Below are 15,542 nucleotides of genomic sequence, written 5' to 3' on the forward strand. Positions count from 1 at the left end.
GGGTCCGTCCGTCGCATCCGCGTCGGCCGGACCCGCGTGTCGAGGATCAGTCGCGGAGGGTCGCGCCGAACTCGGCCGCTGCGACGGCCAGGCCGGCGAGCTTGGCGTCGGAGGCCTCCTTCGCCGTCAGCGTGCGATCGGTCGCACGGAAGCGGAGCGCGAACGTGAGCGACTTCTGATCGTCGCCGACCCCGGAACCCCGGTAGTCGTCGACAAGTCGGATGTCTTCGAGCAGGGCGCCGGCTCCTCGCGACACGGCTGCGGACACATCGCCCGCGGGCGTGGCACGCGGAACGACCAGCGACAGGTCTTGCGTCGCAGCCGGGAAGCCGAAGATCGGTCGTACCGCGATCTCCCGCGGGGACAGGGCGATCAGCGCGTCGAGGTCGATCTCGGCGACGGCGACGACGCGGGGCAGGTGTGCCTCCTCGGCGATACGAGGGAGCAGCTCCCCCGCAACACCGACGACGACATCGCCGACGGTGAGCGACGCCGTTCGACCCGGATGCAGTGCGGCGTGGGAGCCCTGCACGGCACGGATGTCGACACCGAGCGCGAGCCCGAGCTGCCGCACCGAATCCAGCGCGTCGGCCAGGCCGACGGCGCGTGCCTCGAGTGCCGGCTGCTTCTCCCAGGCGTTGCCCGTGAGCACGAACGCGACGTGTCGTGGCTGAGGAGGCAGACCCGCGTCGAGTCTCGCCAGCACGTCGTCGCTGGGACGAGCTCCGCCCGGCGGCAGCTCGGCCTGCCCGTATTCGACCCCGGGTTCGGGAAGGAACACGAGGCCGGTCTCGAAGAGCGCCAGGTCGAGGAGTCCGCGTGACAGGTTGCGACGCGCGATGTCGAGCAGCCCCGGAATCAGGGTCGTGCGCAGCAGCGGAGCCTCGGCGTCGAGCGGGTTCGCCACGCGCATCGCCGTGACCGGCTCACCTGTTCGCGAGCCGAAGAGCTGAGACGCGGCCTGCGACAGGAACGGGTAGGCCATCACTTCGACGAGTCCGCTCGACGCCAGTGTCTGCGACACCTGTCGTCGAAGCAGCTGCTCCCTCGTGAGACCTCGACCCGGTGGCGCGACGGGGAGAACGCTCGGGATGCGGTCGTAGCCGACGATGCGGGCGACCTCTTCGGCGAGGGCCGACTTGTGCGTGATGTCCGGACGCCACGTGGGCGGCGTCACCAGGAGACCACCCTCGACCTCGACGATCCGGCCACCGATCTCCGCGAGCGAGGTGCGGATCTCCTCCGGTGTGAAGTCGACGCCGATCAGACCCGAGATGTAGCCGTCGGGAAGCTCCACCGGGGCCGGTGCGTCGTGCTTCGAGTACGACGAGCCGAGCTCGTCGGCCGTTCCGCCTCCCAGATCGACGAGCAGCTGGACCACCCGGGCGGCTGCAGCAGACGCGACCTCGGGGTCGACACCGCGTTCGAACCGACGCGAGGCCTCGCTCGGCAGCTTGTGTCGCCGAGCGGTGCGCGCGATCGACACCGGATCGAAGTTGGCGGCTTCGACGAGCACGGTGCGTGACGAGGAGTCGATCTCGGTCGAGGCGCCACCCATGACGCCGGCCAGCCCGATGGGGCCCGACTCGTCGGCGATCACCAGGTCTTCGGGATCGAGCGATCGCGTCTGGTCGTCGAGGGTCACGAGCGTCTCCCCCGGCTTCGCGCGACGAACGCGGATGCCGCCGCTGAGCTTGTCGAAGTCGTAACCGTGCGTGGGCTGGCCGAGCTCGAGCATCACGTAGTTCGTGACGTCGACGATGAGCGAGATCGATCGGATGCCGGCGAGGTTCAGCCGGGTCGCCATCCACGGCGGGGTCGGCCTCGTCGGGTCGACGCCGCGCACGAGGCGCGTGACGAACACCGTGGCACCGACGCGACCGCGAATGGGTGCATCGTCGTCGATGACGACGGGGAATCCCGACGCCTCGACGGACGGGGACTCGAGGGCCGGATCGCGGAACGCCGCCCCTGTCGCGTGCGCGTACTCGCGCGCGATCCCTCGAATGGAGAAGGCGTATCCGCGATCGGGCGTGACATTGACCTCGACCGCCTGGTCGTCGAGCCCGAGCAGCGAGAGCGCGTCTGTGCCGACGACGGGGTCGAGGCCCAGGGTCGCGAGCCGCAGAATGCCATCGTGCTCGTCGCCCAGGCCGAGTTCTCGGCTCGATGCGATCATGCCGTCGGAGACGTGGCCGTAGGTCTTGCGCGCGGCGATCGCGAAGTCGCCGGGCAGGACGGCGCCCGGAAGGGTGACCACGACCTTGTCGCCGACCACGAAGTTGTGGGCGCCGCAGACGATTCCGCGCACGTCCTCTCCGCCATCCGCTGCCGTCTGGCCTTCGGGGGCCACACGCACGCTGCACCAGCGGATCGTCTTTCCGTTCGACTGCGGCTCCTCGACGAACTCGAGCACCTCGCCGACGACGATGGGGCCCGTGAGGTCGAAACCGTGCGAGCCCTCCTCTTCGAGCCCGACCTTGACGAGCGCGGCGTGCACGTCGTCGATCGTGGAGCCGGGGGCGACGTCGACGAATTCCGCCAACCATCCGAGTGGGATACGCATGGGCTAGACCACCATTCCGAACTGCTGACTGAAGCGGATATCGCCCTCGACCATGTCGCGCATGTCATTGAGATCGTTGCGGAACTGGAGCGTGCGCTCGATGCCCATGCCGAAGGCGAAGCCCTGGTACTCCTCGGGATCGATGCCGGCCGACAGAAGCACGTTCGGGTTGACCATTCCGCATCCGCCCCACTCGACCCAGCGCGCGCCGCCCTTGGCGTTCGGCTGCCAGACGTCCATCTCGGCGCTCGGCTCGGTGAAGGGGAAGTAGTTGGGGCGGAGACGGATCTTGGCACCCTCGCCGAACATGGCGCGGGCGAAGTGCTCGAGGGTTCCGCGCAGGTGGGCCATCGTCAGACCCTTGTCGATCGCGATTCCCTCGACCTGCATGAAGACGGGAGTGTGCGTGGCATCGAGCTCATCGGTGCGGTACACCCGCCCCGGCGCGATGACGTAGACGGGAAGCTCGCGCGAGAGCAGCGACCGCACCTGCACCGGCGATGTGTGAGTGCGCAGGAGGAGGTGCGATTCGACGGGATCGATGAAGAACGTGTCCTGCATGGCCCGGGCGGGGTGATCGGGTGCGAAGTTGAGCGCGTCGAAGTTGAACCACTCGCTCTCGAGCTCCGGCCCCTCTGCGACCTCCCAGCCCATGCCCACGAAGATGTCGGCGATGCGCTCCTGCAGAAGCGACAGCGGATGCCGGGCGCCCGCACGGGCGCGCGTCGGCAAGGCCGTCACGTCGACGAATTCGGCCTCGAGCCGAACCTCTTCCTCGTGAGCGACGATCTCGGACTCCCGCTCGGCGAGGGCCTGGGCGACTCTGGCGCGGGCCTGGCCCATGAGCTTGCCCGCCGCAGCCTTCTGGTCTTTGGCGACGTCGCGGAGTGTGGCGTTCAGGCGGGACAGCACCGACGCCTCCCCCACGTGCGCGCCGCGCGCGGCCTTCAGGGCGGTCGAGTCCTCGGCTGCCGCGATGGCGGTCAACGCCGCATCGACGGCTGCAGCGACGGACTCGTCGGATATCACTAGTGGGTCAGACACGAGTCACAAGTTTAGCGACCCGCGGCGGCCTACTCCGTCGTGCGGTCCTCGGGGTTGCCGGTCGGTGCGCCGAGCGCGGAGATCGATGCGGTCGGGGTGATCTGGTCTTTCGCCAGGATCTTGCCCGGGCTGCGTCGACGCGCGAGTCGTCGTGCAACCGCCGACAGGGACAGGTTGACCGCGAGGTAGATGACGAGGGTCACGAGGAAGAGGGAGAAGAGGTATCGGTTGCCGACACTGCTGCCGAGGTTGTTCATGGTGGTGCGGATGAGTTCGTTGTAGCCGACGATGTAGCCGAGGCTGGTGTCTTTCAGCAGCACCACCAGCTGCGCGATGATCACCGGCAGCATCTGGCGGAAGGCCTGGGGGAACTCGATGAACGTCTTCGTCTGGAGCCGGGTCAGTCCGAGGCTCAACCCCGCCTCGCGCTGCCCCCGCGGCAGGGCGGCGAGGCCGGCGCGCAGCGACTCGCCGATGATCGCGCCGTTGTAGACACCGAGCGCGAGCACGACGGCCCAGAACGCTCCGGTGGAGGCCACGAGCAGAATGAAGAGCATCATCAGCAGCACGGGCATGCCGCGGAAGAATTCGAGCACGATCGTGGCGGGGATGCGCACGGCAGCGTGAACGGAGGTGCGCAGCATGGCGAACATCACCCCGATGACGAGGGCCATCGCTGCGGCGACGGCGGCGGCCTGGAGAGTCGCGAGAAGGCCTCCCCCGATGCGCACCCAGAGCTCGGCCAGCACGAAGATGTCCCAGCGTGACGCATCGAAGTAGCCCGGAAGCGTGATGCCCGAGGAGTCTCGAGGCTGCGCGAGGGTGTAGACGACCCAGGCCAGGCCGGCCGCAATCAGGACGACCACGATCACCGAGGCGATACGTGAGCGGCGGCGGGTGCGTGGCCCCGGGGTGTCGAACAGAACGGAGGCGCTCATCGCTGTACCGCCAGCTTCTTCTCGAGGTGCGCGGACAGGATTCCGAGCGGGATGGTGACGACAAGGTAGAACGCCGCGACGGCGAGCAGGATGGCGATCACGGCGTTGCCGTTGGCATTCGCAAGCTCTTTGGCCGCAGAGAACAGTTCGAAGACGAAGAACCCGCCGGCGACCGAGGTGTTCTTGGTGAGCGCGATCAGCACGTTGATCAGCGGCGGGATCACCATCCGGAAGGCCTGCGGAAAGATGATGAGGGTCGTCGACTGCATGAAGCCGAGACCCAGACTGCGGGCCGCCTCCGCCTGGCCGACGGCCACGCCGTTGATGCCGGATCGCAGGGCCTCTGCGACGAAGGGCGACGTGTACAGAGTGAGGCCGATGAAGGCCGCCCATTCGTAGGGCAGCCTCGAGCCCAGCTGGGGCAGCACGAAAGCGCAGAAGAACAACACGAGCGTCAGGGGCGTGTTGCGGAGCAGCTCGGTGTAGACACTGGCGAAGACGTTCAGCGACGGGACCGGCGATATCCGCATCGCTGCGATCACCGTGCCGATGATGAGGGCGCAGACCCCGGAGGTCGCGAGCAGCCACAGGGTCATCCCAAAGGCTTCGATGAACCGGGGCAGGTTCTCGATGACGGCATTCACGGTGGGCTCATCTCATGCAGAGGGACGGTCGAGGTGTCGACCTGCCCGAAGGGTCCTCCGCGGGAATCGCGGTGGGCCCTCCGGGCAGGCTTCGGATCAGTACCGGTCGACGGCCGGCGGCTCCACGTATTCGAGGACCTCGCCCGCGGTGGCATCCCATGCCGCCTCGTAGCTGCCGTCTTCATACGACTCTTCGAGCACATCGTTGATGAAGTTGCGGAAGTCGGTGTCGTCCTTCGCCAGTCCGATGCCGTAGGGCTCCTGGGTGAACGGCTTGCCGACGACCTTGAACTGGCCCTCGTTCTGCTGCGCGAGGCCCGCCAGGATGACGTTGTCCGTCGAGACCGCGACGACCTGTCCGCCACGCAGCGGCTCGAGGCAGTTGGTGTAGGTGTCGGTCAGCAGCGGTTCCGCGCCGATCTCGGTGAGCTTGGCGGCGGGAGTCGACCCGGTCACGGAGCAGACAGGCTGCCCGACGAGGTCCTTCTCGGACTTGATGTCGTCGTTGTCGGCCTTCACCAGGATCGACTGGCCTGCCTCGTAGTACGGGCCGGCGAAGGAGATGACCTCTTTGCGCTTGTCGTTGATCGTGTAGGTGGCGACCACGATGTCGACCTCGCCGTTCTGGATGAAGGGCTCGCGGTTGGCTGAGACGGCCTCTTTCCAGACGATCTTGTCTTCGGCGATGCCGAGCTTCGCAGCGATCAGCTTGCCGATCTCGACGTCGAAGCCCTTGGGGGTTCCGTCGATGTCGGTGAGACCGAACAGCGGCTGGTCGAACTTGGTGCCGATCGTGATGGTGCCCGCCTCTGCGAGGCGCTCCATGGTCGACCCGGCGGCGAATGTGGGGGCCGGCTCGGGCGTCGTGGTGGTCTCGGCCTCGTCGAGCGACCCGGCGCATCCGGCCAGCGCGATCATGGTCGCCGCGGCCAGGGCGGCGATGCTCAGTTTTTTCGATGCTCTCATCGGTTTCGTACCTCTCTCCGTATGCTGCGTGCCCGACCACCGATCTTTAGTGGTCGAGTATTTTCGACAGGAAGTCCTGCGCCCTGTTCGACTGGGGGTTCGTGAAGAACTGTTCGGGGGTCGTCTCTTCTTCGATGCGGCCGTCGGCCATGAAGACGACGCGGTCGGCCGCCTTGCGCGCAAAGCCCATCTCGTGGGTGACGACGATCATGGTCATGCCGTCTTTGGCGAGCCCGACCATCACGTCGAGGACCTCGTTGATCATCTCGGGGTCGAGCGCGCTCGTCGGCTCGTCCATGAGGATGAGTTTCGGCTGCATCGTGAGCGATCGCGCGATGGCGACACGCTGCTGCTGCCCGCCCGAGAGCTGGGCCGGCATCTTGTTGGCCTGGTTCGCGATGCCGACTCGGTCGAGCATCTCCATGCCGCGGGCCTCGGCCGCCTTCTTCGACAGCTTGCGCACCTTGATGGGAGCCAGGGTGACGTTCTCGAGGATCGTCTTGTGAGCGAAGAGGTTGAAGGACTGGAACACCATGCCCACGTCGGCCCGCAACTGGGCGAGGGCCTTGCCCTCCTCGGGAAGGACCTTGCCGTCGATCGTGATGCTGCCCGAATCGATCGTCTCGAGCCTGTTGATGGCCCGACAGAACGTCGACTTTCCTGATCCGCTCGGGCCGATCACCACGACGACCTCGCCGCGATTGACGACCGTGTTGATGTTGTTCAGAACATGGAGTTCGCCGTAGTGCTTGTTGACGTCTGTGAGGACGACGAGAGGTTCGCCTCGACAAACGGAGATGTTCGACGTCGCCGGACCGGCCACCGCGTCGTCGACAGGGCCATCGGTGTTGGTTGAGTCCATGACCCCCACAGTAGGGGACGTCGTGTTACCGGCGTGTGTCGGACGGTCGACGGTTACCCAACCGTGATCGCCCTCATGCTGTGCGCTTATGCGCCGGAATCACGCGCTGCGCTGTGCGAATGCGCTCTCGTAGAGACACACGGAGGCGGCCGTCGCCAGATTCATCGATTCGGCCTGGCCGTAGATGGGAACCGAGATCGCGTGGTCGGCGAGGGCCAGGTCCTCATCGTTCAGGCCCCGTGCCTCATTGCCGAACAGCCACGCCGTCGGCGCATCGAGAACGCCGGAGTTGCGCGCCGTCAGCATGTCGTCGCCCTTGATATCGGCCGCGAGAATCTGGATGCCCGCTTCCGTGGCCCGTGCCCGGACGTCGGCGAGGCTCGCCTCCACGGCGACAGGAAGGTGGAAGAGCGACCCGGTCGTGGAACGCACGACCTTGGGGTTGTAGAGATCGACGCTGCGGCCCGTGAGGATCACCGCGTCGGCGCCGGCCGAATCGGCGGCCCGGATGATCGTTCCGGCGTTGCCGGGATCGCGCACCTCTTCGAGGATGGCGATCAGGCGGGGCGACGCGCCGAAGATGTCTTTCAGCGCCGTGGGGAACTGCCGGCACACGGCGACGAAGCCCTGCGGCGTGACGGTGTCGGCCATGGCCTGCAGAACGGTCTCGGTCACGAACTCGACCTCGACCCCGGCCTGCTCGGCTGCGGCGCCGATGTCGGCGTATCGATCGAGCGCGAACGGCGTGGCGAACAGGTCGACGACGAGGTCGGGCGCGAAGGTCAGCGCCTCGGAAACGGCTTGTGGCCCCTCCAAGAGAAAGAGCCCGGTCTCAGACCGGGCTCCTTTCTTGGCGAGTTTTGCCACTGCCCGGACCCGCGGCGACCGCGGGTTATCCAGGAGGGACATGCGACCTCTTTCGGGTCAGGGAACGTGGATGCTCCCTACAGCTTATTAGGCTGCGGTCCTCGGCGCCGACGTGTCGGCGGGGAGGGCGGCACGAGCACTCTCGACGAGCGCCGCGAACGTGGCGGGCTCGTGAACGGCGAGGTCGGCCAGGATGCGACGGTCGACCTCGATGCCCGCAAGGCCGAGACCCTGGATGAGGCGGTTGTACGTGAGGCCGTTCGCGCGGGACGCAGCGTTGATGCGCTGGATCCACAGGCGACGGAAGTCACCCTTGCGGGCGCGACGGTCGCGGTACGAGTAGACGAGCGAGTGGGTGACCTGCTCCTTGGCCTTGCGGTACAGGCGCGAACGCTGTCCGCGGTAACCGCTGGCGCGCTCGAGGATGACCCGACGCTTCTTGTGGGCGTTGACGGCCCTCTTTACTCTTGCCATTTCCTAATTCCTTATTCCGTGTGGAGTCGGCGACTACAGGCCGAGAAGCTTCTTGATGACCTTCGAGTCGGCCGGAGCCAACACCTGGTCCTGGTTCAGGCGAGCCTTGCGCTTCGCCGACTTGACCTCGAGGTTGTGACGCATTCCAGCCTGCTGCTTCATGAGCTTGCCGGTGCCGGTGACCTTGAAGCGCTTCTTGGACCCGGAGTGGGTCTTCATCTTGGGCATTGATATCTCCTTGGGACGTGCTCGGTATGTGGGGTGCTACTTCGTCTCGGCAGTGTCTGCCGTGACGGTGTCGGTTGCAGCCGGTGACTCGACCTCGGGGGTCTCATCCGCCGCTTCGTCTGCACCTGGGCGGGACTTCGACGCGGCCCGCTGGGCATTCGCCTCGGCCTTCGCCTCGGACTTGTTCTTCAGGGGCCCGATGACCATGACCATGTTGCGGCCATCGATCGTGGGCGTCGACTCGACGGTGCCGAACTCGGACACGTCTTCGGCGAAGCGCTGGAGCAGACGGACTCCCTGCTCGGGTCGCGACTGCTCGCGGCCTCGGAACAGGATCATGGCCTTCACCTTGTCGCCCGCCTTGAGGAATCCCTCGGCGCGCTTGCGCTTGGTCTCGTAGTCGTGCACGTCGATCTTCAGACGGAATCGAACCTCTTTGAGGATCGTGTTCGCCTGGTTGCGACGGGCTTCCTTGGCTTTCTGCGCAGCTTCGTACTTGAACTTGCCGTAATCCATGATCTTGGCAACGGGCGGCTTGCTGTTGGGGGCCACCTCAACCAGATCGAGGTCTGCCTCCTGGGCAAGCTTGAGTGCGACGTCGATACTGACGACGCCGACCTGCTCACCGGCCGGTCCGACGAGGCGAACCTCGGGAACCCGGATACGGTCGTTGGTACGGGGATCGCTGATGCGTTACTCCTTCAATCGCTGGTGCGGCGCTCACAGACCGTGAATGTCTGGGCACCGGGCTCGGCAGCGCGGTCGTAGGTGACAACGCAGCCACGAACCTTGAACAATCTGCGCACAGCCTCGGCGATCGCCGTTTCGTGCACCGCACCCTGTCTACCCCGCATCGATATTCCGATCCGGAGCGGAGTGCAATCTACCCGGTAACCTGTTGAAGCGGTGTGCGGGTGGGAGATTCTCCACTTTTCGTACTGGGGGCATACATGTTCCCCAGAGCCTTGAAGATACTAGCAGAGGATGGGCCACCGGCATAGTCCGGCGCCGCAGGCGACCTAGACTCGCTTCATGAGCTTTGCATACGACGACTCGGCATCCTCCGCCACGCGCGACATCTCGGAGGTGCCGGCGGTCGAACTGATCACCACCACCGCCGTGCACCTGATGAGCGCCGCCGCCATCAAGACCGGGCTCGCCGACGATCCCGAGAACCAGATCGACCTCGATGAGGCTCGCAAGCTCATCATCGCCCTCGCGGGCCTCGTCACGAGCGCCTCGCCGGAGATCGGCGACCAGCATGCCCGCAGTCTCCGCGACGGCCTCCGTTCGTTGCAGCTCGCGTTCCGCGAGGCATCGGCGATTCCGGATGCCGTCGGCCAGGGCCCCGGAGAGAAGCTCACCGGCCCGGTCAACTGACCAGTCCCGTCGACTGACCCGCTGGCTCAGCGGGCCTCGGCGAGCCTGACGCCCAGCGAGTCCACTCCGTCGGCGATGCGCTCGCTGCTCTGCCAGCGGTTCTGCAGGACCGCGAGCACTTCGTCGAGCTCGGCGCGCGACAGGCCGGGCACGAGCCCCAACTCGACGACGACCTGCGGGCCCGACAGCCGGGCATCCGGATCGCCGTCGACGAGCCGCACGGCGCGCACGGCCGGCACACCGATGATCGACCGCTCGACCTCGGCCACGACGTCGGGGTCGACGGCCGGGTGGACCCACGGGGTTCCCTCGGCGATGGCCCTGAGCATCGGTCGACGGAACACGAACTCCGTGTCGCTCGTGGCGTCGAGCACCATGAGCGGGGTGTCCTCTCCCGCTGCGGCGAGCGCGGCACGGCGGGCCGACGCCGGTATGGGCCGGGCCGCCGGGTTCCAGGCGGTCATGGCCTCGGTCGAGGTGAAGACCGGCAGCACCCGGCGTCCGTCCGGCGCACTCACCGTGACGAGCGACAGCTCCTGGGTCTTGTCGATGCGGCGGCCGTGCGAGTCGACCCCCGTCTCGCCCGCATGGGCGACGAGCGGCACCAGCAGGCGCACGTCACGCACCGCGTCGAGCACGTCCTGCTGATCGAGCTCCGAGGCGCGGAACCGGCGAAGGGCCTCGATGAGCCGCTCCGGCGCATCCCCCGAGTCTCCGGCGAAGAAGTTCGTGTCGAACGAGCGGCCGGCCCACGGCTGGCCCGCCGAGTCCGTCGCGCCGGCGTCGTGGTGCGCGTGGTCGCCGGGATGCTCAGTCAGATGCCACGTCCAGTGCCTCGGCGAGGGTGAAGGCCCCCGCGTACAGGGCGCGACCCACGATCGCCCCTTCCAGTCCGAGCGAGACGAGGGCACGCAGTTCAGCGATGTCGTCGAGGCTCGAGATGCCGCCGGACGCGACGACCGGGCGCTCCGTGCGCTGCATGACCTGCTTGAGCAGGTCGACGTTCGGGCCTTTGAGAGTGCCGTCCTTCGTGACGTCGGTCACGACGTACCGTGCGCAGCCGGCCTCCTCGAGTCGGGCGAGGACCTCCCAGAGGTCTCCCCCGTCTTCGGTCCATCCGCGTGCGGCGAGCGTTGTGCCACGCACATCGAGACCCACGGCGATGGCCTCGCCGTAACTCGCGATCACGCTGGCCGCCCACTCCGGGTTCTCGAGCGCCGCGGTGCCGAGGTTGATGCGCTTCGCGCCGGTCTCCAAGGCGGTCTCGAGGCTTCGGTCGTCTCGGATGCCGCCGGAGAGCTCGACGTTCACGCCCTTGGCCGCGTGGATGACGCGCTTGATGATGTGGAGGTTGTCTCCCCGGCCGAAAGCGGCGTCGAGGTCGACGAGGTGAATCCACTCGGCGCCCTGCTCGATCCAGTCGGCCGCCGCATCCACGGGGTCGCCATGGTTGGTCTCCGTGCCCGCCTTGCCCTGCGTGAGCCGCACGGCCTTGCCACCCGCGACGTCGACGGCCGGCAGCAGGGTGAGGGCGGGGGTCTTGATGCTGAACTCGCTCATGGCGTCCTTCTGGTCTCTGTCAGGCGCACGTGCGGACACCCCGTGCGATCTTAACGATTCTGGTGGACCCGACGAAATCGGAGCCGGGTCAGAGCGACGCGATCCAGTTGCGCAGCAGACGCAGTCCCGCCTCGCCGGACTTCTCGGGGTGGAACTGGGTTGCCGAAAGCGGGCCGTTCTCGACGGCGGCGATGAACCGTCCGTCGTGATCGGCCCAGGTGACGCGCGGGGCGGGCAGCGGAGGCTGAGGGGGAAGGAGCCACTGCTGGGCGGCATTGGAGTGCACGAAATAGAATCTCTCGTCGCGGATGCCCTCGAACAGCACCGATTCGCTCGGCGCGTCGACGAGGTTCCAGCCCATGTGGGGCAGGATCTCGGCGGGCAGCTGATCGACCGCGCCGGGCCATTCACCCAGCCCCTCGGTGTCGACACCTCGCTCGACTCCGCGGTCGAACATGACCTGCATGCCCACGCAGATTCCGAGAACGGGACGCCCGCCCGCGAGTCGCCGGTCGATGAGCTCGTCGCCGCGCACACTGCGCAGCTGCTCCATCACCGCGGAGAATGCTCCGACGCCGGGAACGAACAGGCCGTCCGCCTCCATGACGCGCGCCCGATCGCGAGACAGCACGACATTCGCCCCTGCTCTCTCGAGCGCCTTGGCCGCTGAGTGGATGTTGCCGCTGCCGTAGTCGAGGACGACGACGGATTTGCGGGTCACAGTGCTCCCTTGGTCGACGGGATTCCCGACACGAGTGGATCGAACGCCTTGGCCTGGCGGAAGGCACGGGCGAATGCCTTGAACTCGGCCTCGGCGATGTGGTGGGGGTCGCGGCCCCCGAGCACCGTGACGTGCACGGTCAGCCCTGCGTGGAACGTGATCGCCTCGAAGACGTGCCTCACCATCGATCCGGTGAAGTGGCCGCCGATGAGGTGGAATTCGAAGCCCGCCGGCTCACCGGAGTGAACGAGGAACGGCCGGCCGGAGATGTCGACGACCGCCTGCACGAGGGCCTCGTCGAGAGGCACCAGGGCGTCACCGAACCGCGAGATTCCCGACTTGTCGCCGAGAGCCTGCTTGATCGCGGTGCCCAGGACGATGCCGATGTCTTCGACCGTGTGGTGCACGTCGATCGCGATGTCGCCGGTCGCCGTCACCGTCAGGTCGGTGAGGGAGTGCTTCGCGAAAGCCGTGAGCATGTGGTCGAAGAACGGCACCCCGCTCGAGATCGAACTCTCGCCTGTACCGTCGAGGTCGAGCGAGAGGTCGATGCTGGATTCACTGGTCGCACGCTGCAGGCGGGCGGTGCGGGAAGGGTGTGCCATGTCTTCAGTTTACCGATGACGACGCCGCGCCTGCCGTTCATGCCGTTCTTGGCGATCCTGCAGTTCCTGCCGTTCGTGCCGAACGACGGAGCCTCGCGTCAGGACAGCGCGGCCATCGCCTCGAGGAACGCCGTGGTCTCGGCGTGCGTGCCCGCACTCACCCGCAGGTGGCCGGGGATGCCCAGGTCACGGATGATGATGCCCTGCTCGAGCAGGGTCTCGAAGACCTCAGACGGATTCTCGACGCCCCCGAACAGCACGAAGTTCGACCACGTGGGCCATGGGTGATAGCCGAGCTCTGTGAGTCGATCGACGATGCGATCGCGCTCGCGCGCGATGTCGTCGACCATGGCGAGCATCTCGGCGGAGTGCTGCAGTGCCGCCACGGCTGCCGCCTGCGTCAGCGACGACAGGTGGTACGGAAGGCGAACGAGGCGCAGCGCGTCGGCGATCGCGGGGTCCGCGGCCAGGTAGCCGAGCCGCGCACCCGCGAACGCGAACGCCTTGCTCATCGTTCGGGAGACGATCAGTCGCGGACGTCCTGGCAGCAGCGTGAGCGCCGATGGAGCACCGGCGGGCGCGAACTCGGCGTAGGCCTCGTCGACGATGACGATCTTGTCGGTGGCGTCGTAGGCGGCCTCGATGGTCTCGAGCGACAGCGGTGTGCCAGTGGGGTTGTTCGGTGAACAGAAGATCACGATGTCGGGATCGTGTTCACGAATCGCCGCGACCGCCGTGCACGGGGAGATCTCGAAGTCGGCATCCCTCTCGGCACTGACCCACGCCGTCCCCGTTCCCGAGGCGATGATGGAGTGCATCGAGTAGGTGGGCGGGAAACCCAGTATCGACCTGCCCGGACCGCCGAAGGCCTGCATGATCTGCTGCAGGATCTCATTGGATCCGTTGGCAGCCCAGATGTTGTCTCGGGTCAGACCGTGACCGAGGTAGTCGGCGAGACCATCGCGGAGCTGGGAGAACTCGCGATCGGGGTAGCGATTGATCGTCAGGATCGCACGGGCGAGAGACTCGATGATGTCTCGGGCAACCGGTTCGGGGATCGGGTGCGTGTTCTCATTGACGTTCAGCTCGATGCGCACATGCTTCTGCGGCGCACCATAGGGCGATTTTCCCCGGAGGTCGTCGCGGATGGGGAGGTCTTCGAGAGAGGTCACTCCACGATTTTAGTGCGACGACGGGGCCCTGCGGCGCGCCTCAACAGCGACGGGGACCAGCACCGACCGGGATCAGTACTTGCTGGGAACGGCCAGACGCTGGCCAGGCTGAACCTCGGAGGACGGAAGCTGGTTCAGGCTCACGATGTCTGCAATGACGTCGCGCGGGTCGGCCGTGGGCGCCATCTCTTCTGCGATGCCCCAGAGGGTCTCGCCCGCCTGCACCGTGACGTAGTCGAACGACTGCGAGGCGGCTGACGTCTCTGCGCCGTTCGCAACGGCGCTGTTCGCCCCGAAGACGGCCAAGGCGACCAGGGCGGCCACGAGGGGAAGCGACGCCAGCGCCGCGAGCACGATGCGACCACGGCGCGTGATGCGCAGGTGGACGGCGTTCGTCGTGGGAGCGGGTAGAGCGGTCATGGCAACCTCCAGGAGAAATTCGTATCCGGTGATCGGCCGGGAGCACCGGATACGAAGCTGTGTTCCGAATATAGCTTCGAATGTTCGATAGTTCAAGTTCGAAAGCCGAGAAATATCGCGACACACTCGAACATGTGTTTTGTTTGCACCCTGAGTTGGATACAGTTTCGACTGTCGATATGAATTGCATCACCAGCCACCGACAGTGCATCAGCAGCCACCGACATCGGTCGTCGATGGCGACGAGCACACCCGCATACGAAGCAGCCGGAAAGCAGGAGAAATGACCACGGAACGTGGAACGAGACGACGCAAGAGTCTCTCGGAGAAGCAGCTGGCCATCCTCGGGGTCGTCCAGCGCTCCGTCAGCCAGCGTGGATATCCGCCGAGCATGCGCGAGATCGGAGACGCGGTCGGCCTCGCGTCGCTGTCGAGCGTCACGCACCAGCTCAACCAGCTCGAGCTGAGCGGCTACCTTCGGCGCGACCCGAACAGGCCACGCGCCATGGAGGTCCTGATCGACATCCCGACGCCGGATTCGGCCACCGAGACGAACGAACCGTCCGAGTCCTCGGCGCCGATGGGCGACGCGGCCCTCGTGCCCCTCGTGGGTCGGATCGCCGCCGGTATTCCGATCACGGCGGAGCAGCAGGTCGAGGAGGTGTTCCCTCTCCCCCGTCAGCTCGTGGGCAGCGGCGACCTCTTCATGCTGAAGGTCGTGGGAGAGTCGATGATCGACGCCGCCATCTGCGACGGCGACTTCGTCGTGGTCCGGTCACAGCAGACGGCCGAGAACGGCGACATCGTCGCGGCCATGCTCGACGGCGAGGCGACCGTGAAGGTGTTCAGGCAGCGCGACGGCCACACGTGGCTCCTGCCCCGCAACTCGAACTTCGAGCCGATCGTGGGCGACCATGCGCAGGTGCTCGGCAAGGTCGTGTCGGTTCTTCGATCGGTTCGCTGAGGCAGACGCAGGAACGACTCCGCAATCGCAGAACAAGGGCCCCGGGCGATCATTTGAACCGCTCCCCGGAAGTTGGACTGAGAAATTCAGTCTCAACTTCTGGGGAGCAGTTTTGCGTGGTCGAAGTTCGT

At 66.6% G+C, this 15,542-nt stretch carries 18 protein-coding genes; 2 read left to right on the forward strand and 16 right to left on the reverse strand.

The window, feature by feature from the left end; all coding sequences use genetic code 11:
* Positions 1-46: 46 nt before the first annotated feature.
* The 10 genes from pheT to infC all read right to left on the reverse strand — a co-directional run bounded on the left by pheT (position 47) and on the right by infC (position 9,279).
* Positions 47-2,566 carry a phenylalanine--tRNA ligase subunit beta gene (gene pheT / locus QCD70_RS18595; protein ID WP_301219039.1) on the reverse strand — a complete coding sequence of 840 codons (2,520 nt, stop codon included), beginning with the start codon at positions 2,564-2,566 and terminating at the stop codon, positions 47-49.
* Positions 2,567-2,569: 3 nt separating this feature from the next.
* Positions 2,570-3,610 (reverse strand): phenylalanine--tRNA ligase subunit alpha, encoded by a 1,041-nt coding sequence (gene pheS, locus QCD70_RS18600; RefSeq protein WP_301219041.1) that lies wholly within the window; start codon positions 3,608-3,610, stop codon positions 2,570-2,572.
* 29 nt (positions 3,611-3,639) lie between these two features.
* Entirely contained in the window at positions 3,640-4,548 is a 909-nt protein-coding gene (locus tag QCD70_RS18605; protein WP_301219043.1) for an amino acid ABC transporter permease, read from the reverse strand.
* Positions 4,545-5,192 carry an amino acid ABC transporter permease gene (locus QCD70_RS18610; RefSeq protein ID WP_055932106.1) on the reverse strand — a complete coding sequence of 216 codons (648 nt, stop codon included), beginning with the start codon at positions 5,190-5,192 and terminating at the stop codon, positions 4,545-4,547. Before QCD70_RS18610 ends, QCD70_RS18605 begins: the two co-directional genes overlap by 4 nt.
* A 96-nt stretch (positions 5,193-5,288) precedes the next feature.
* Entirely contained in the window at positions 5,289-6,158 is an 870-nt protein-coding gene (locus QCD70_RS18615) for a glutamate ABC transporter substrate-binding protein (RefSeq protein WP_301219046.1), read from the reverse strand.
* A gap of 46 nt (positions 6,159-6,204) precedes the next feature.
* A complete protein-coding gene (locus QCD70_RS18620) occupies positions 6,205-7,020 on the reverse strand; it encodes an amino acid ABC transporter ATP-binding protein (RefSeq protein WP_301219048.1) in 816 nt (271 codons plus the stop codon).
* A gap of 99 nt (positions 7,021-7,119) precedes the next feature.
* The gene (locus QCD70_RS18625) at positions 7,120-7,929 is read right to left on the reverse strand and encodes a TrmH family RNA methyltransferase (protein WP_301219050.1); all 810 of its coding nucleotides are present in this window, start codon (positions 7,927-7,929) and stop codon (positions 7,120-7,122) included.
* 45 nt (positions 7,930-7,974) lie between these two features.
* Positions 7,975-8,361, reverse strand: a complete 387-nt coding sequence (gene rplT / locus QCD70_RS18630) for a 50S ribosomal protein L20 (RefSeq protein WP_044443029.1) — start codon at positions 8,359-8,361, stop codon at positions 7,975-7,977.
* 33 nt (positions 8,362-8,394) lie between these two features.
* Positions 8,395-8,589 carry a 50S ribosomal protein L35 gene (rpmI, locus tag QCD70_RS18635; RefSeq protein WP_044443028.1) on the reverse strand — a complete coding sequence of 65 codons (195 nt, stop codon included), beginning with the start codon at positions 8,587-8,589 and terminating at the stop codon, positions 8,395-8,397.
* A gap of 36 nt (positions 8,590-8,625) precedes the next feature.
* Positions 8,626-9,279 (reverse strand): translation initiation factor IF-3, encoded by a 654-nt coding sequence (infC, locus tag QCD70_RS18640; protein WP_301219070.1) that lies wholly within the window; start codon positions 9,277-9,279, stop codon positions 8,626-8,628.
* Positions 9,280-9,621: 342 nt separating this feature from the next.
* On the opposite strand from infC, the gene QCD70_RS18645 reads away from it, so the two are divergent.
* Positions 9,622-9,969: a DUF1844 domain-containing protein gene (locus tag QCD70_RS18645; protein WP_044443027.1), complete on the forward strand. Its 348-nt coding sequence runs from the start codon at positions 9,622-9,624 to the stop codon at positions 9,967-9,969.
* 26 nt (positions 9,970-9,995) lie between these two features.
* On the opposite strand, the gene QCD70_RS18650 is transcribed toward QCD70_RS18645, so the two are convergent.
* The 6 genes from QCD70_RS18650 to QCD70_RS18675 all read right to left on the reverse strand — a co-directional run bounded on the left by QCD70_RS18650 (position 9,996) and on the right by QCD70_RS18675 (position 14,447).
* Complete coding sequence (locus tag QCD70_RS18650) at positions 9,996-10,880, reverse strand: SseB family protein (protein WP_367316752.1); 885 nt, start codon at positions 10,878-10,880, stop codon at positions 9,996-9,998.
* On the reverse strand, positions 10,780-11,529 hold the full coding sequence (gene priA / locus QCD70_RS18655) for a bifunctional 1-(5-phosphoribosyl)-5-((5-phosphoribosylamino)methylideneamino)imidazole-4-carboxamide isomerase/phosphoribosylanthranilate isomerase PriA (RefSeq protein WP_301219054.1): 750 nt from the start codon (positions 11,527-11,529) through the stop codon (positions 10,780-10,782). The genes QCD70_RS18650 and priA overlap by 101 nt, the downstream gene beginning before the upstream one ends.
* 88 nt (positions 11,530-11,617) lie before the next feature.
* Positions 11,618-12,250 (reverse strand): imidazole glycerol phosphate synthase subunit HisH, encoded by a 633-nt coding sequence (gene hisH, locus QCD70_RS18660; protein WP_301219056.1) that lies wholly within the window; start codon positions 12,248-12,250, stop codon positions 11,618-11,620.
* Complete coding sequence (hisB, locus tag QCD70_RS18665) at positions 12,247-12,855, reverse strand: imidazoleglycerol-phosphate dehydratase HisB (RefSeq protein ID WP_301219058.1); 609 nt, start codon at positions 12,853-12,855, stop codon at positions 12,247-12,249. The genes hisH and hisB overlap by 4 nt, the downstream gene beginning before the upstream one ends.
* A 98-nt stretch (positions 12,856-12,953) precedes the next feature.
* Positions 12,954-14,027, reverse strand: coding sequence for a histidinol-phosphate transaminase (locus tag QCD70_RS18670; protein WP_301219060.1), 1,074 nt, complete (start codon positions 14,025-14,027; stop codon positions 12,954-12,956).
* A gap of 72 nt (positions 14,028-14,099) precedes the next feature.
* Positions 14,100-14,447, reverse strand: a complete 348-nt coding sequence (locus tag QCD70_RS18675; protein WP_301219062.1) for a LysM peptidoglycan-binding domain-containing protein — start codon at positions 14,445-14,447, stop codon at positions 14,100-14,102.
* A gap of 283 nt (positions 14,448-14,730) precedes the next feature.
* On the opposite strand from QCD70_RS18675, the gene lexA reads away from it, so the two are divergent.
* Complete coding sequence (gene lexA / locus QCD70_RS18680) at positions 14,731-15,411, forward strand: transcriptional repressor LexA (protein WP_301219064.1); 681 nt, start codon at positions 14,731-14,733, stop codon at positions 15,409-15,411.
* Positions 15,412-15,542 lie beyond the last annotated feature (131 nt).

Origin of the sequence: Agreia sp. PsM10 (assembly GCF_030433855.1) — a bacterium.
Taxonomy (GTDB): Bacteria; Actinomycetota; Actinomycetes; order Actinomycetales; family Microbacteriaceae; genus Agreia.

What these genes read in the sequence shown, in the direction of transcription:
- pheT (WP_301219039.1), bottom strand. Translation starts at nt 2,566, where the DNA reads ATGCGTATCCCACTCGGATGGTTGGCGGAATTCGTCGACGTCGCCCCC.
- QCD70_RS18605 (WP_301219043.1), bottom strand. Translation starts at nt 4,548, where the DNA reads ATGAGCGCCTCCGTTCTGTTCGACACCCCGGGGCCACGCACCCGCCGC.
- QCD70_RS18615 (WP_301219046.1), bottom strand. Translation starts at nt 6,158, where the DNA reads ATGAGAGCATCGAAAAAACTGAGCATCGCCGCCCTGGCCGCGGCGACC.
- QCD70_RS18620 (WP_301219048.1), bottom strand. Translation starts at nt 7,020, where the DNA reads ATGGACTCAACCAACACCGATGGCCCTGTCGACGACGCGGTGGCCGGT.
- QCD70_RS18625 (WP_301219050.1), bottom strand. Translation starts at nt 7,929, where the DNA reads ATGTCCCTCCTGGATAACCCGCGGTCGCCGCGGGTCCGGGCAGTGGCA.
- rplT (WP_044443029.1), bottom strand. Translation starts at nt 8,361, where the DNA reads ATGGCAAGAGTAAAGAGGGCCGTCAACGCCCACAAGAAGCGTCGGGTC.
- rpmI (WP_044443028.1), bottom strand. Translation starts at nt 8,589, where the DNA reads ATGCCCAAGATGAAGACCCACTCCGGGTCCAAGAAGCGCTTCAAGGTC.
- QCD70_RS18645 (WP_044443027.1), top strand. Translation starts at nt 9,622, where the DNA reads ATGAGCTTTGCATACGACGACTCGGCATCCTCCGCCACGCGCGACATC.
- priA (WP_301219054.1), bottom strand. Translation starts at nt 11,529, where the DNA reads ATGAGCGAGTTCAGCATCAAGACCCCCGCCCTCACCCTGCTGCCGGCC.
- hisB (WP_301219058.1), bottom strand. Translation starts at nt 12,855, where the DNA reads ATGGCACACCCTTCCCGCACCGCCCGCCTGCAGCGTGCGACCAGTGAA.
- QCD70_RS18675 (WP_301219062.1), bottom strand. Translation starts at nt 14,447, where the DNA reads ATGACCGCTCTACCCGCTCCCACGACGAACGCCGTCCACCTGCGCATC.
- lexA (WP_301219064.1), top strand. Translation starts at nt 14,731, where the DNA reads ATGACCACGGAACGTGGAACGAGACGACGCAAGAGTCTCTCGGAGAAG.